Below are 13,223 nucleotides of genomic sequence, written 5' to 3'. Positions count from 1 at the left end.
TCAAGGCACATCATAGCCCAAAGCTGCACGACGAATACGGAACCATTGCTGGCGAGTCATCGTCAAAGACAGTGATGCCCATGCCGCCTTGACCCGCTCAATTTTGCCAGAGCCGATTATCGGTAATGGTGCAGATGGCAGACGCAGAACCCACGCATAGACCACTTGCTCAATGCTGTCAGCACCCATTTCTTGCGCCACTGTCTGTAATTCATCACGTAATGTCTGGAATTCCGGGTCACTAAACAAGCGGCCGCCGCCCAAACAAGACCATGCCATTGGTTTAATACGGAGCTGCTGGCAAGCATCAAGTGTGCCATCAACAATCGCGGGTTGGTGCAGTGGCGAAATTTCCACCTGATTGGTGACCAATGAGAATGGCAGGCGTGATTGCAGCAAACTGAATTGTGCAGGGCTAAAGTTTGAAACACCAAAATGTTTTACTTTGCCGCTTTTGTGCAGTTGGGTGAATGCCTCAGCAACTTCATCAGCATCCATCAGGGGATCAGGACGATGAATCAGCAATAAATCAAGGTAATCGGTGTGCATGTGAGCCAGCGATTGTTCAGCGCTTTCAATAATATGTGAACGATCAGTAATATAGTGCCCCAGCGCATGTTCTGGTTTAGCTGTGGTGGCAATACCACATTTACTCACTAACTCCAGTTGACTACGCAATGACGGTTTAAGACGCAAAGCTTGCCCAAATGCCTGTTCGCATTGATAACCACCGTAAATGTCCGCATGATCAGCAGTGGTGATACCCAACTCAATATGTTGCTCAATGAAGGCCAACAATTCTTGAGGCGTCATTCCCCATTCCATCAGGCGCCAATAACCGCAAATCATACGGGAAAATTCAGGCCCTAGCGGAGCCAGTTGGCTACGTGTATCCATTATTAGCTACCTCATTTGTTTATTTGTTCACAAGCATACACAACCAACAAAAAGGATCATCCTCCCTGAACAAGGAATTCAAGGTCAATAGGCATCAGAAAGGTGAAATCGCCCGAAACGTTAAAAAATTCTGGGAAGCATTAGAATAAAGACGGTTGTTCCGGTAGCGGTTCGTCTGGCTGTTTGTTAGCGCGCTGTAAGCGCAACAGACGTTGGCGACACAGACGCAGGACATCCCGCTTTTGCGGGTCACTCAGTTTCATCCAATTAAAGCGCTCTTCCCGGCTGCGCATACAACCACGGCAAAAGCCACGGTCATCTGTTTGGCAGATACCGCGGCACGGGCTAGGGATGTCAAAAAACTCAAGTTGCTGAGACACTCTGCCTCCTGATGTTGATACCCTAATTGAAGACTGCTTCACCGCCGCTGGCAAGCTCCTATTCCTACCAACACGAAAATTCCTTCCCCGCAGTTTCACCCTGCGCTCAACCGCTAAGGTTTTCTTAAGTTTCATTCGATACCATTTCGGCAATTAGTGAACTGTAGGGTCTTATTTTCACAATGAATGCACGATATAAGTTACGGTGTAACGGATTGGTTTTTATTCTGGCTAGCGCACTGTTTTTTACACTCTTTCAAAATGCGCTGTTTATCCATAAAGCCTGGTCTTTGATTCACTTTGATAGCAGTGACAGTTATTTTTTTGCCGCGACTATTCCGCTCGTTATCTTCTGCGCACTCAATATCATTTTTAGCTTGCTGGCTGTCCCCTTGCTACGAAAACCCATCATTATCGTATTCCTACTAGGAAGTGCGGCTGCGAATTATTTCATGTTCAGCTACGGCGCCGTGATTGACGCCAACATGATGCAAAATGCTTTTGAGACTAACTCACAAGAAGCCACCGCCCTTTTCACTCCGCGCATGGCGGTATGGCTGCTGGTTTTAGGCATTCTCCCCGCAATTGTTATCTGTTTTGTGCATATTCGTGCTGCCCGTCCGTGGTGGTATATGCTGGGGCTGCGCGCGGCAAATATTCTGATATCTGCCCTCATTATTCTTTTGGTCGCGGCGTTATTTTATAAAGATTACGCCTCATTGATTCGTAACAATAAAAGCATCGTTAAAATGCTAACACCGTCCAACTTCGTCAGCGGCAGTATTCAGTTTGCGAAACATAAATATTTTGCCAGTAATATGGCATTGGTAACGATAGGCGAAGATGCTCACAAAGGCCCACTCATTAGTGGGCAACAAAAGAAAACGCTGGTTATTTTAGTTGTAGGCGAAACAGCCAGGGCGGAGAACTTCTCACTGGGTGGCTACGGACGTGAGACCAATCCACGTTTGCAAAAACAAAATGTGACCTACTTTGAAAAGGCATCTTCATGTGGAACCGAAACTGCGGTTTCCGTACCTTGCATGTTTTCGAATATGCCGCGCAAAAATTATGATGCAACCCTAGCCAGTCATCAGGAAGGTTTAATGGATATTTTGGCGCGTGCTGGGTTGAATGTTTTGTGGCGGGAAAATGATGGTGGCTGTAAAGGTGCCTGTGATCGTGTCCCACACCAAGACGTGACTCAACTGCAATTGACGACCGATTGTGAGAATGGCGTCTGCTTAGATAACGCCTTACTCTACAAGTTGGATAATTATATCAATGGGCTACAAGGTGATGCAGTCATTGTATTGCACCAAATGGGCAGTCATGGTCCGGCTTATTACCGCCGTTCTTCCCCAGAGATACGCCAATTTTCCCCAACCTGTGATAGCAACCAAATTCAGGATTGCACTCCACAAGAGCTGGTGAATACCTACGACAATTCTATTCTTTATACCGATGCGATGTTGGATAGCACCATTAAGTTACTGCAACAACACAACAATAAGTTTAATACTGCACTGGTCTATCTCTCTGATCATGGCGAGTCTTTGGGCGAAAATGGCATGTATTTGCATGGCACACCTTATATGTTCGCTCCTAGTCAACAAACACACATACCTTTCTTAATGTGGTTGTCTCCTGAATACACAAAAAACTATGGCATTAACCGCCAATGCCTCTCCGACAGCGCGCAGCATGATGAGGTGTCCCATGACAATCTCTTCCACACGATATTGGGCATGCTGAATATTCAAACTACTGAATATCAGTCTGAAATGGATTTACTACAAAAATGTCGCATGCCAAATCAGTAAATAGGAAGTGCGTTTAAACCATTGATAACGTTTAATATTGATGCCAGCATGCTCCTCTGCTGGCATTTTTTTCTTGACCTAGACCGATCGGTCTATTACGCTTCTGAGCATGAACAAAATACAGCACACACATGTAGACACCCGCGAGCATTTATTAGCAACTGGTGAGAGCCTTAGCCTACGCCTTGGTTTTAATGGCATGGGACTCAGTTTGTTATTGACAACCGCGGGTATCCCCAAAGGCTCGTTTTATCATTATTTCCGTTCAAAGGAAGTTTTCGGTGAGGCGATGCTACAGCGTTATTTTGATCGTTATGACGCGCAGATGGAGAGCCTACTAACCGGCTCACAAGGGGATAAGCGTCACCATTTACTGCACTATTTTGCTCAAGCTATTGCTAACTATTGTGGCAGTGAATGCCACAATGCTTGTCTGGCGGTTAAACTTTCAGCCGAAGTGAGTGATTTATCCGAACCTATGCGCCATGCGCTGGATATGGGTACTGCTCGCGTGATTGGTCGTTTGCAAGATGCCATCGAAGCCGGTATTGAAGAAGGCTCGCTACGCATTACGCTTTCCCCTGCTGCAACAGCGGAAACACTCTATGCCTTATGGCTTGGTGCTTCGCTACGCGCCAAAGTGAAACGATCGGTTGCTCCGCTGACTTGTGCGCTGGAAAGTATCGAACTGATTTTGCAACCTGCTTAATAAGCTAATAACCCAATGATCTTGAAATGTATTTATTTTATATTCAGGATTTACCCAGTCACTAGTTGACTGGTCTATTAATATAGGACGCACCATGACAACTGCTAAACTGTTCTCCCCTTTGAAAGTTGGCGCGCTCACTTTGCCAAATCGCGTATTTATGGCACCACTGACTCGCTTACGCAGTATCGAGCCGGGTGATATCCCAACCCCTTTGATGGCTGAATACTATCGTCAACGGGCCAGCGCTGGTTTGATTATTACTGAAGCCACTCAGGTTTCTTTCCAAGCGAAAGGCTATGCCGGTGCTCCGGGGTTACACACGCAAGAGCAGTTAAACGCGTGGAAAGAAATCACTCAAGCAGTGCATGAAGAAGGTGGACACATTGCCGTACAGTTATGGCATGTGGGTCGTATTTCACATAACAGCCTGCAACCGGGCCAACAAGCCCCCATCGCCCCCTCGGCTATTGCCGCCGATACCCGTACCACCGTACGTGATGAAAACGGTGCTTGGGTACGTGTTCCCTGCTCGACTCCACGCGCACTGGAAACCGAAGAAATTCCTGGCATCATCAATGATTTCCGTCAGGCAACTGCCAATGCTCGTGAGGCAGGATTTGACTATGTAGAACTGCATGCCGCTCATGGCTACTTACTGCATCAATTTATGTCGCCAGCCTCAAACCAGCGTACCGACCAATACGGTGGCAGCATTGAAAACCGTACCCGTCTGACTCTGGAAGTGGTTGATGCCACTGCCGCTGAATGGGGAGCGGAACATATTGGTATTCGAATCTCACCACTCGGCCCGTTCAATGGTCTGGATAACGGTGAGGATCAAGAAGAGGCAGCACTATATCTGATTGACGAACTCAATAAACGTCACATTGCTTATCTACACATTTCCGAGCCAGATTGGGCCGGTGGTAAGCCTTACTCAGATGCATTCCGCGATGCCGTGCGTGCCCGTTTCAATGGTGTGATTGTCGGTGCTGGCGCATATACAGCAGAAAAAGCCGAAAATCTGATAGAGAAAGGCTTTATTGATGCTGTTGCTTTTGGTCGTAGCTATATTGCCAACCCTGATTTAGTGGCTCGCCTACAACAAAATGCACCACTGAACGAGCCTGATGGTGAGACTTTCTACGGTGGTGGTGCTAAGGGCTACACCGACTACCCAACACTGTAATCGTTAACTGATTTAAACTGATAACTAACAGCCAGTTAGATTAACACTCTCACTGGCTGTTTTGTTTTTTAGCTGTAAAAGATTGTCAGGGTAGTGAGTATGGCAATATTGCTATATGATAATAAATTAGTTTTGATTTATCATTACTTGTGAATTTAACTTATTGATTATAAGGGGCTTTGTAAATGCGCTTACTCCATACCATGATCCGTGTCGGGGACCTGCAACGCTCTATTGATTTCTACACCAAAGTATTAGGGATGCGTTTATTACGTACCAGCGAAAATACTGAGTATAAATACTCGCTGGCATTCGTCGGTTACAGCGACGAGAGCGAAGGTTCAGTTATCGAACTGACTTATAACTGGGGTGTAGACAGCTACGAGATGGGGACAGCATTCGGTCACTTGGCGCTGGGTGTGGACGATGTTGCCGCTACTTGCGATCAAATTCGTCGTGCGGGTGGCAAAGTGACTCGCGAAGCAGGCCCCGTCAAAGGCGGTAATACTGTCATTGCATTTGTTGAAGATCCCGACGGCTACAAAATCGAGTTAATCGAGAATAAGAGTGCCGGACACGGCCTCGGAAACTGATTAACTGAAAGGCACCGGTAAGGTGCCTTTTTCTCATCGCGATATCCCCCTGCATCTCGCGCCAAAATTTGACATAATGCGCGCTGAATTCGATGAAGATAAGAAACTGATGGCAGATAAAAGTGACCTTAACGCCCTGAGTGGCCGTTTTCGTGGGTATTACCCAGTAGTAATTGATGTGGAAACTGCCGGTTTTAATGCTAAAACTGACGCATTGTTAGAAATTGCCGCCGTCACCTTGCAGATGAACAAGGATGGCTGGTTGTTGCCTGATGAAACATTGCATTTTCACGTAGAACCGTTTGAAGGTGCTAATTTACAGCCCGAAGCATTGGCATTTAACGGAATAGACCCCACCAATCCTTTGCGTGGTGCAGTCAGTGAATATGATGCTTTGCATGCCATTTTCAAAGCGGTACGTAAGGGTTTGAAAGACCAAGGCTGTAATCGGGCAATTATTGTCGCGCATAACGCCCATTTTGATCACAGCTTTGTCATGGCAGCGGCCGAGCGCGCCAGTCTGAAGCGCAATCCGTTCCATCCTTTCGCCACGTTTGACACCGCAGCCCTGAGTGGGCTTGTGCTGGGGCAAACCGTGCTGGCAAAAGCCTGTCTAACTGCAGGCATCCCGTTTGATAGCAGCCAGGCACACTCCGCCCTATACGACACCATGCAAACCGCAAAATTATTCTGTGAGTTGGTCAATCGTTGGAAAAAACTGGGTGGCTGGCCAGTACCTGCGGGCGAATCAGAGTAACTCTACAGATAGGTAGATATTTTTCGATAAAAAAAGGTGGCCGACAAGCCACCTTTTTTATTGCTGCATTCACCCGTAACACATTACTCTGCCGTTGGTTTTTCTTCTTCCGAACGGTATTTATCAGCAGTTTCTTTCAGTAACTGTTGCAGTTCGCCGCGCTGATACATTTCCATCAGAATATCGCAACCGCCAACCAATTCACCATCAACCCACAGTTGCGGGAATGTTGGCCAATTGGCATATTTTGGCAGTTCAGCGCGAATGTCTGGGTTTTGCAGAATATCAACGTAAGCAAAACGTTCGCCGCACGCGGATAACGCCTGCACAGCCTGAGCAGAGAAACCGCAGTTTGGCAGCTTAGGTGAACCCTTCATATAAAGCAGGATTGGGTTTTCCGCTATCTGGCGCTGAATTTTATCAATCGTCGTCATTTCTTGCTTCCTCAAGCCCTGTGGCTACAATACTTATTACTCAATTTAATTATTGCGTACAGCCCATTGTAGCGACTGTCACGACAGGAATAAAACGCCATCTTTTGCAGGGGCTTTACTCTGTATCTAAATGGTTATATTGTCAGCTACAAATATGTGCATTTATAATAACATTTTTGATCCCATCACTTCATTATTATCTTCTGTATGGGATGTCTGAAATACGTGGCAGTTAACTCGTTGACGTATGGTTGATTTAAGGCCATTTGACGCGTGAAAAAACAACAATTGCGATGCCATTAACGTTTTCTCACAATATCGATTAAAAACCCATAGCTCTCTGCTTTTTTATATCCGGAGTTTCGGCAATACTGTGACTCTTCATATTCATCTCAGGGCCAAGGTTGGTAGCGTTATTATGCGTTTATTACTTACGCTGTTTGTGCTGCTGTTTACCCAGCTATTTCTAAATCTGGCGCATGCGTCGCCGCAGGCTCACGTCTCTGCTGAGCAAAAGAAGGGCCAAGTGAGTCAAGCCAGCCCTGATGATCGTAAAAAACGTAAAGCAGATAAAAGCATAAAGAAAGCCAAAGTTGCTAACAATAAAACTACCGCCAACAAAAATAGCGAGAATAAAACAGCAACCAATAATGATAAAAAGAAAATAGCGGCTTCCACTGGCAAAACTGCCAAGAAGAAAACACAAGAAGTCAGTAAACCGTCCGGTAATAAAGTCACTGCAAGCAAAAAAACAAACATTAAAACCGCAACCATAAAAAAAGTGGCGGTCAAAAAAACAGAAAAAGTCGCCTATGGCCGACATAGAAATAAAGCACAAGGTAAAGCAGGTACGGAATTAGCCGCAAATAATAAGATAAAACTCAGCCCCGCACATAAAAAGCGCTACCAACACGCCAAGCAGACCGCCATGAGTAAACTGATGAAACAAGTCGGTAAACCTTATCGCTGGGGTGGCTCCTCCCCTAATACGGGTTTTGATTGCAGTGGCCTAATTTATTACGCCTACAAAGATGTCATCAGAATAAAAATGCCTCGTACTGCCAATGAAATGTATCACTTGCGTGATGCTGCACCGGTTAAGCGCGCAGAATTAGAAAGTGGCGATTTGGTGTTCTTCAATATTGCTAATCGCGGTGTAGCGGATCATGTTGGTGTTTATTTAGGTAATGGCAAGTTCATTCAGTCCCCACGGACAGGTGAAGAAATCCGTATCAGCATGATGAATAACGACTACTGGCAAGATCATTATGTAGGGGCGCGGCGTGTAGTGACCCCCAAAACCATCCGCTAACTTTTTCGCTGACACCCGGTAAATCTATCGGGTGTCCACATCTTTGTGCCCTCATCAATCACATTACATAATGTGTTTAACTTTCGTGCAATCACCCATTCAAGAGTGTGGTTATTTCTGTCATTCCTGCCGAAAGTTGTTAAGATTAATACCCACAACAAAAGTATAACAATTACGTTTTTACCGCTCTTCGCCACATCATGGCTACTGCTAATGATCGGATTTGAGGAGCAAACACCCTGAGCAACCCCGAAAGGAGAGAGCTATGTCTTTTGAATTACCTGCATTACCTTATGCACAAAATGCGCTAGAACCGCATATTTCGGCTGAAACCCTGGAATACCATTACGGTAAGCACCACAACACCTATGTGGTTAACCTCAATAATCTGATTAAAGATACTGAATTTGCTGGTAAGACGTTGGAAGAGATCGTGAAAACTTCCAGTGGCGGTATCTTTAATAATGCGGCCCAAGTCTGGAACCACACCTTTTACTGGCATTGCCTATCCCCTAATGGTGGCGGTGAACCGACCGGCAAAGTGGCGGATGCCATTAATCAATCGTTTGGTTCTTTTGCTGAATTTAAGGCGCAGTTTACTGATGCGGCAGTGAAAAATTTTGGCGCAGGCTGGACATGGCTGGTAAAAAAAGCAGATGGTAAGCTGGCAATTGTCAGCACATCAAATGCTGCCACGCCACTGACAACTGCTGATAAACCATTGTTGACTGTTGATGTGTGGGAACACGCCTATTACATCGATTATCGCAACGCACGACCAAAATATCTGGAGAACTTCTGGGCACTGGTTAACTGGTCCTTCGTCGAGAAGAATTTAGCCTGATATTGTAAAAATAATTAAGGGCGGAATTATCCGCCCTACTTAGCACTTCACACCGGCAAGCGGTTTAATTAATTCATGACCGCCACGAAGCTAAAGACAATAATCATCGCCAGCGCGCCAACAGTCGTAATCAGCGACATTTTCAGATTGGTATCCATAAATACTCCTCAGCCGGTTAGTTTTAGTAGGGAAAAGGCACATAATTAGTGCGTTAAATTATTTTCCCACAGTTAGGAAAAAAAATCTTGTGCTCATTACGCACTTTATAACATTGATTAGCTCTTCCCCTTTTCCTCCAGATCAGACAAAATTCGCAGTTCATAACTGCATACCGACTAATAACGTCCAATAAATACTCTCAGACAATCAGCGGATTCAACTATCCAGCCTACTATCATGTTTCTGTCTGAGCGGTTTTCGAGTCATGCAGGCAAACGATTAACATAATACTTACCTGCTGTAACAGGTAAGCTTAGGAGTTATTTTTTTATGGCAACGATTAAAGATGTGGCCAAACATGCGGGTGTGTCCACCACCACCGTTTCGCACGTGATCAATAAAACTCGTTTCGTCGCCGAAAACACCAAGGCTGCCGTGTGGGCGGCAATTAAAGAATTGCATTATTCGCCCAGTGCTGTGGCTCGCAGTTTGAAAGTCAATCACACAAAGTCAATTGGTTTGCTGGCAACATCCAGTGAAGCGCCCTATTTTGCTGAAGTGATCGAAGCGGTTGAAAATAGCTGTTATAGCAAGGGCTATACCCTGATTTTATGTAACTCTCATAATAATCTGGATAAGCAAAAAGCGTATCTGGCCATGCTGGCGCAAAAACGTGTCGATGGCCTATTAGTAATGTGTTCTGAATATCCAGAACAACTATTAGGGATGCTGGAAGATTATCGCAATATCCCCATGGTGGTGATGGATTGGGGCACTGCGCGCGGTGATTTTACCGATTCAATCATTGATAATGCATTTGAAGGCGGCTATTTAGCAGGCCGTTATCTGATTGAGCGCGGTCATCGTGATATTGGAGCCATCCCCGGCCAACTGTCGCGAAATACCGGCGGGGGCCGCCATCAAGGTTTTCTGAAAGCTTTAGAGGAGGCCAACATCACGCTGCGTGATGAGTGGGTGGTCCAGGGCGATTTTGAACCCGAATCGGGCTATAAAGCCATGCATCAGATTCTAACGCAAAAACATCGCCCTACCGCCGTATTCTGTGGTGGAGATATTATGGCCATGGGCGCAATATGCGCAGCTGATGAACTGGGCTTGCGAGTGCCGCAAGATATTTCGGTGATCGGGTATGATAACGTGCGTAATGCCCGCTATTTCTCGCCAGCGCTCACAACGATTCACCAACCCAAAGAGCGATTAGGTGAAACTGCCTTTGCCATGTTGTTGGATCGTATTGTCAGCAAACGCGAAGATCCGCAGACCATTGAGGTGCATCCAAAATTGGTCGAACGCCGTTCTGTGGCTGACGGTCCATACCGCGACTACCGCCGTTAACCCTCTTTGGCCGGTAGCTTTCAATGCCACCGGCCACTACTGCTCAACTCCCTCGCCAAACTGCGCATTATCGTCTCTTAGCCACTCGTCATTTAGCGTGACACTGTCACCCAAATAATCTAGCAGCCAAGCCAAAGCGGGAGAATGGTTATTCTGCTCCCAAGTTAAACAGCATGGGCTATCGGGAAGTGGCTCCGCCAACGTTAATACCGTCAACTTTCCTTGCGCAATCAAAGGCGACACCATATGAGCAGGCACCATGCCAATGCACAATCCTTCACACAAACAATCAATTCCGGTCATCCAATCCGGTGCCACCAATCGCTGTTGATTATCCAACGTCCAGGTGTCCCGTTTTGGCAGGTTTCTCGCCGTGTCTTCTAAACACAACGAGGGGTAAGGCCGTAATTGATCGTCACTCAGTGACCCTGTCAAACGAGCAAGAGGATGGTCAATGCTGACCACACAGAGCCATGACAAGAATCCCATATCACGAAACACAAACCGCCCTCTCACCGGGATTGCACGTGTTGCACCAATAGCCATATCAGCCTGCCCATCCACCAGCGCATCCCAGACGCCATTAAACACTTCATAGCGTACCCGCAACTCAACATCAGGGAAATGACGATAAAAATCTAATACTAAGTGGCGGCTCCGCTGCGGTTTGACTATTTTATCCACCACAATATTGAGTTGGCCACGCCAGCCATTCGCCACTTGCTGGCACTGACGGCGTGTGTCATTCATTTTTTTGATAACATCTCGAGCTTCTTTAATAAAAACCAGCCCCGCAGGGGTCAACTCCACGTCTCTGTGGCGCCGTTCAAACAACGGAACTGCCAACCACTCTTCCAGTTGGCGTACGGTATAACTCACCGCAGACGGCACACGGTGCAATTCTTGGGCGGCTGCACTGAAGCTCCCCGTACGAGCTACGGCATCAACCACATCCAACGCATATTCCGACCACATTTTTTCTGCCTCTTTTCACTCAATCGTTTGCTATCAATTTTTTTGATAGCATGTCGCAAATATTACCGGTTCACAACAGAATATCGCGCCGTATAGAATGCCCCCGCAATAAATCCCTAATGATAAAATTTCTAAAAACAGCAAATTACCTGCAAAAAATATGATAAAGAGAAATAAAGAATGAAGACGTCATCAAGTTTCATGTTCTATCTGGCTGGTTTGAGCATGTTGGGCTATCTGGCTACAGATATGTATTTGCCTGCCTTTGGCGCTATGCAGCAAGAACTGCAAACCTCTGCCGGCTCCATTAGTGCCAGCCTAAGTATCTTTCTCGCCGGTTTCGCCATCGCTCAACTTATCTGGGGGCCAATTTCCGATAAACTGGGTCGTAAACCTGTGTTACTCGCCGGGTTGGGGCTTTTTGCTATTGGTTGTTTGGGGATTTTGTGGGTTGAAACCGCAACCCAGTTATTGGTGCTGCGTTTTATCCAAGCCGTCGGCATCTGTTCTGCCGCTGTTAGCTGGCAAGCATTAGTCATCGACCGCTATCGGGACGGTAAAGCCAACCGGGTTTTTGCCACTATTATGCCTTTAGTGGCGTTGTCTCCTGCTCTAGCCCCGTTGCTCGGTGCATGGCTCTTAAACCACTTTAGTTGGCGGTCAATTTTTGTCGTGTTATTGGCCGTGACACTTCTATTGCTAATCCCGACCGCCTTGCTGAAAGAGCGGAAAAAAACCACCTCTGATAAGGCAGCACAAAATAAAAGTGCCATTAGTTTCTGGCAGTTGCTGAAATCACCGGTCTTTAGCGGAAACGTGATGATTTTTGCGGCATGTAGCGCAGGTTTTTTTGCTTGGTTGACCGGGTCACCCTTTATTCTGGGAGATATGGGGTATAGCCCAAACGCGATAGGTTTGAGTTATGTTCCACAAACATTAGCTTTTCTGCTGGGTGGTTTTGGTTGCCGTAGTGCACTAACACGGATGAAAGGCAATACACTGTTGCCTTGGTTGCTAAGTGGTTACGCCGCTAGCATGATAGCACTCTATCTGATCGCCACATTAACGACTCCGACATTAACAACCTTACTTATTCCCTTCTGCTTAATGGCGCTAGTGAATGGTGCCTGCTACCCTATTATCGTAGCAAATGCTTTAACCCCTTTTCCGGCGAATACAGGAAAGGCAGCAGCGCTACAAAATACCCTTCAGCTCGGTTTGTGTTTTGTCGCCAGCATGATGGTTTCGGCTTATATCAGCCAACCCTTATTGGCCACAGTCACAGTGATGCTTTCAACCGTGCTTTTGGCGGCCCTAGGTTATGGCATTTATTGCTACGCTTTAGGTCAAGAGAGACACTTGGCAGTGAGTGCGAATGCAAAGATTAAAGGTGTTGCTACACCAACGTGGCAGCAGCCGAATGATAAGTAAGAAGAAAATATTCACACTGAGTCATTATTACTAATAAAAATAGTCACTAACGAACATGCAAGCCGGGAACGATTTATTATTGAGAAAGCGTCCCGGCGAGCCTATACTCGATTTAACCGATAACAGTACCATTAAAAAAAAGTATTATCTTAAGCACTTTCTGTGCGCGTGGATTGCGTCACATTTACTCTTATGGATGAGTTACCCTAACTTAGCGTGTTATTAGGGTTTCTTCTTAATCTTCCTCTTTTACCCAAAGTAATGGGAGCTGCAAGACCATTGCAACTTCAAATACCGTGGGTATGTCCGCCAAGGACATCAGACACCAAGGTCACGACAACCTCATTGGTATGTATCAGCG

Annotated in this window: 14 protein-coding genes; 9 read left to right on the top strand and 5 right to left on the bottom strand. The window is 46.2% G+C overall.

Annotation, left to right across the window (positions count from 1 at the left end; genetic code table 11):
- Both ACIOG0_RS10655 and ACIOG0_RS10650 read right to left on the bottom strand, forming a co-directional pair.
- Nucleotides 1–897, bottom strand: coding sequence for an aldo/keto reductase family oxidoreductase (locus ACIOG0_RS10655; RefSeq protein ID WP_050097592.1), 897 nt, complete (start codon nt 895–897; stop codon nt 1–3).
- A gap of 140 nt (nt 898–1,037) precedes the next feature.
- The gene (locus ACIOG0_RS10650) at nt 1,038–1,277 is read right to left on the bottom strand and encodes a DUF1289 domain-containing protein (protein ID WP_050097591.1); all 240 of its coding nucleotides are present in this window, start codon (nt 1,275–1,277) and stop codon (nt 1,038–1,040) included.
- A gap of 182 nt (nt 1,278–1,459) precedes the next feature.
- Between ACIOG0_RS10650 and eptA the strand changes: the two genes are divergently transcribed.
- From eptA to rnt, 5 genes are all read left to right on the top strand, one after another.
- The gene (gene eptA / locus ACIOG0_RS10645) at nt 1,460–3,100 is read left to right on the top strand and encodes a phosphoethanolamine transferase EptA (RefSeq protein ID WP_050296259.1); all 1,641 of its coding nucleotides are present in this window, start codon (nt 1,460–1,462) and stop codon (nt 3,098–3,100) included.
- A 109-nt stretch (nt 3,101–3,209) separates the two neighbouring features.
- A complete protein-coding gene (locus tag ACIOG0_RS10640) occupies nt 3,210–3,809 on the top strand; it encodes a TetR/AcrR family transcriptional regulator (protein WP_050097589.1) in 600 nt (199 codons plus the stop codon).
- A gap of 94 nt (nt 3,810–3,903) precedes the next feature.
- Entirely contained in the window at nt 3,904–5,001 is a 1,098-nt protein-coding gene (locus ACIOG0_RS10635) for an alkene reductase (RefSeq protein ID WP_128451693.1), read from the top strand.
- A gap of 185 nt (nt 5,002–5,186) precedes the next feature.
- Nucleotides 5,187–5,594, top strand: coding sequence for a lactoylglutathione lyase (gene gloA, locus ACIOG0_RS10630; RefSeq protein ID WP_050097587.1), 408 nt, complete (start codon nt 5,187–5,189; stop codon nt 5,592–5,594).
- A gap of 76 nt (nt 5,595–5,670) precedes the next feature.
- Nucleotides 5,671–6,351: a ribonuclease T gene (gene rnt / locus ACIOG0_RS10625; RefSeq protein WP_050097754.1), complete on the top strand. Its 681-nt coding sequence runs from the start codon at nt 5,671–5,673 to the stop codon at nt 6,349–6,351.
- 83 nt (nt 6,352–6,434) lie between these two features.
- Here the strand turns inward: rnt and ACIOG0_RS10620 are convergent, their stop codons facing one another.
- Nucleotides 6,435–6,785: a Grx4 family monothiol glutaredoxin gene (locus tag ACIOG0_RS10620; protein WP_050097586.1), complete on the bottom strand. Its 351-nt coding sequence runs from the start codon at nt 6,783–6,785 to the stop codon at nt 6,435–6,437.
- 418 nt (nt 6,786–7,203) lie between these two features.
- On the opposite strand from ACIOG0_RS10620, the gene ACIOG0_RS10615 reads away from it, so the two are divergent.
- On the top strand, nt 7,204–8,097 hold the full coding sequence (locus ACIOG0_RS10615) for a C40 family peptidase (protein ID WP_050139578.1): 894 nt from the start codon (nt 7,204–7,206) through the stop codon (nt 8,095–8,097).
- 265 nt (nt 8,098–8,362) lie between these two features.
- Entirely contained in the window at nt 8,363–8,941 is a 579-nt protein-coding gene (sodB, locus tag ACIOG0_RS10610; RefSeq protein ID WP_050097584.1) for a superoxide dismutase [Fe], read from the top strand.
- A 68-nt stretch (nt 8,942–9,009) separates the two neighbouring features.
- Here the strand turns inward: sodB and ACIOG0_RS10605 are convergent, their stop codons facing one another.
- Nucleotides 9,010–9,099, bottom strand: coding sequence for a YnhF family membrane protein (locus ACIOG0_RS10605; protein WP_019079325.1), 90 nt, complete (start codon nt 9,097–9,099; stop codon nt 9,010–9,012).
- 331 nt (nt 9,100–9,430) lie between these two features.
- Between ACIOG0_RS10605 and purR the strand changes: the two genes are divergently transcribed.
- Entirely contained in the window at nt 9,431–10,456 is a 1,026-nt protein-coding gene (gene purR / locus ACIOG0_RS10600; RefSeq protein WP_050097583.1) for an HTH-type transcriptional repressor PurR, read from the top strand.
- A 36-nt stretch (nt 10,457–10,492) separates the two neighbouring features.
- Here the strand turns inward: purR and punR are convergent, their stop codons facing one another.
- Nucleotides 10,493–11,431, bottom strand: coding sequence for a DNA-binding transcriptional activator PunR (gene punR / locus ACIOG0_RS10595; RefSeq protein ID WP_145582041.1), 939 nt, complete (start codon nt 11,429–11,431; stop codon nt 10,493–10,495).
- 180 nt (nt 11,432–11,611) lie between these two features.
- Here punR and punC point away from each other — a divergent pair, with 180 nt between their 5' ends.
- The gene (gene punC, locus ACIOG0_RS10590) at nt 11,612–12,862 is read left to right on the top strand and encodes a purine nucleoside transporter PunC (RefSeq protein ID WP_235895336.1); all 1,251 of its coding nucleotides are present in this window, start codon (nt 11,612–11,614) and stop codon (nt 12,860–12,862) included.
- The last annotated feature ends 361 nt before the right edge of the window (nt 12,863–13,223 follow it).

The sequence above is a fragment of the Yersinia vastinensis genome, assembly GCF_044905075.1.
In the GTDB taxonomy this organism is placed as follows: domain Bacteria; phylum Pseudomonadota; class Gammaproteobacteria; order Enterobacterales; family Enterobacteriaceae; genus Yersinia; species Yersinia vastinensis.
This window is presented reverse-complemented; position numbering and strand designations above follow the sequence as displayed.

Bases quoted from the DNA above. Each gene is read 5' to 3' on its own strand.
- ACIOG0_RS10655 (WP_050097592.1), bottom strand. From the start codon at position 897: ATGGATACACGTAGCCAACTGGCTCCGCTAGGGCCTGAATTTTCCCGT.
- eptA (WP_050296259.1), top strand. From the start codon at position 1,460: ATGAATGCACGATATAAGTTACGGTGTAACGGATTGGTTTTTATTCTG.
- ACIOG0_RS10640 (WP_050097589.1), top strand. From the start codon at position 3,210: ATGAACAAAATACAGCACACACATGTAGACACCCGCGAGCATTTATTA.
- ACIOG0_RS10635 (WP_128451693.1), top strand. From the start codon at position 3,904: ATGACAACTGCTAAACTGTTCTCCCCTTTGAAAGTTGGCGCGCTCACT.
- gloA (WP_050097587.1), top strand. From the start codon at position 5,187: ATGCGCTTACTCCATACCATGATCCGTGTCGGGGACCTGCAACGCTCT.
- rnt (WP_050097754.1), top strand. From the start codon at position 5,671: ATGCGCGCTGAATTCGATGAAGATAAGAAACTGATGGCAGATAAAAGT.
- ACIOG0_RS10620 (WP_050097586.1), bottom strand. From the start codon at position 6,785: ATGACGACGATTGATAAAATTCAGCGCCAGATAGCGGAAAACCCAATC.
- ACIOG0_RS10615 (WP_050139578.1), top strand. From the start codon at position 7,204: ATGCGTTTATTACTTACGCTGTTTGTGCTGCTGTTTACCCAGCTATTT.
- sodB (WP_050097584.1), top strand. From the start codon at position 8,363: ATGTCTTTTGAATTACCTGCATTACCTTATGCACAAAATGCGCTAGAA.
- ACIOG0_RS10605 (WP_019079325.1), bottom strand. From the start codon at position 9,099: ATGGATACCAATCTGAAAATGTCGCTGATTACGACTGTTGGCGCGCTG.
- purR (WP_050097583.1), top strand. From the start codon at position 9,431: ATGGCAACGATTAAAGATGTGGCCAAACATGCGGGTGTGTCCACCACC.
- punR (WP_145582041.1), bottom strand. From the start codon at position 11,431: ATGTGGTCGGAATATGCGTTGGATGTGGTTGATGCCGTAGCTCGTACG.
- punC (WP_235895336.1), top strand. From the start codon at position 11,612: ATGAAGACGTCATCAAGTTTCATGTTCTATCTGGCTGGTTTGAGCATG.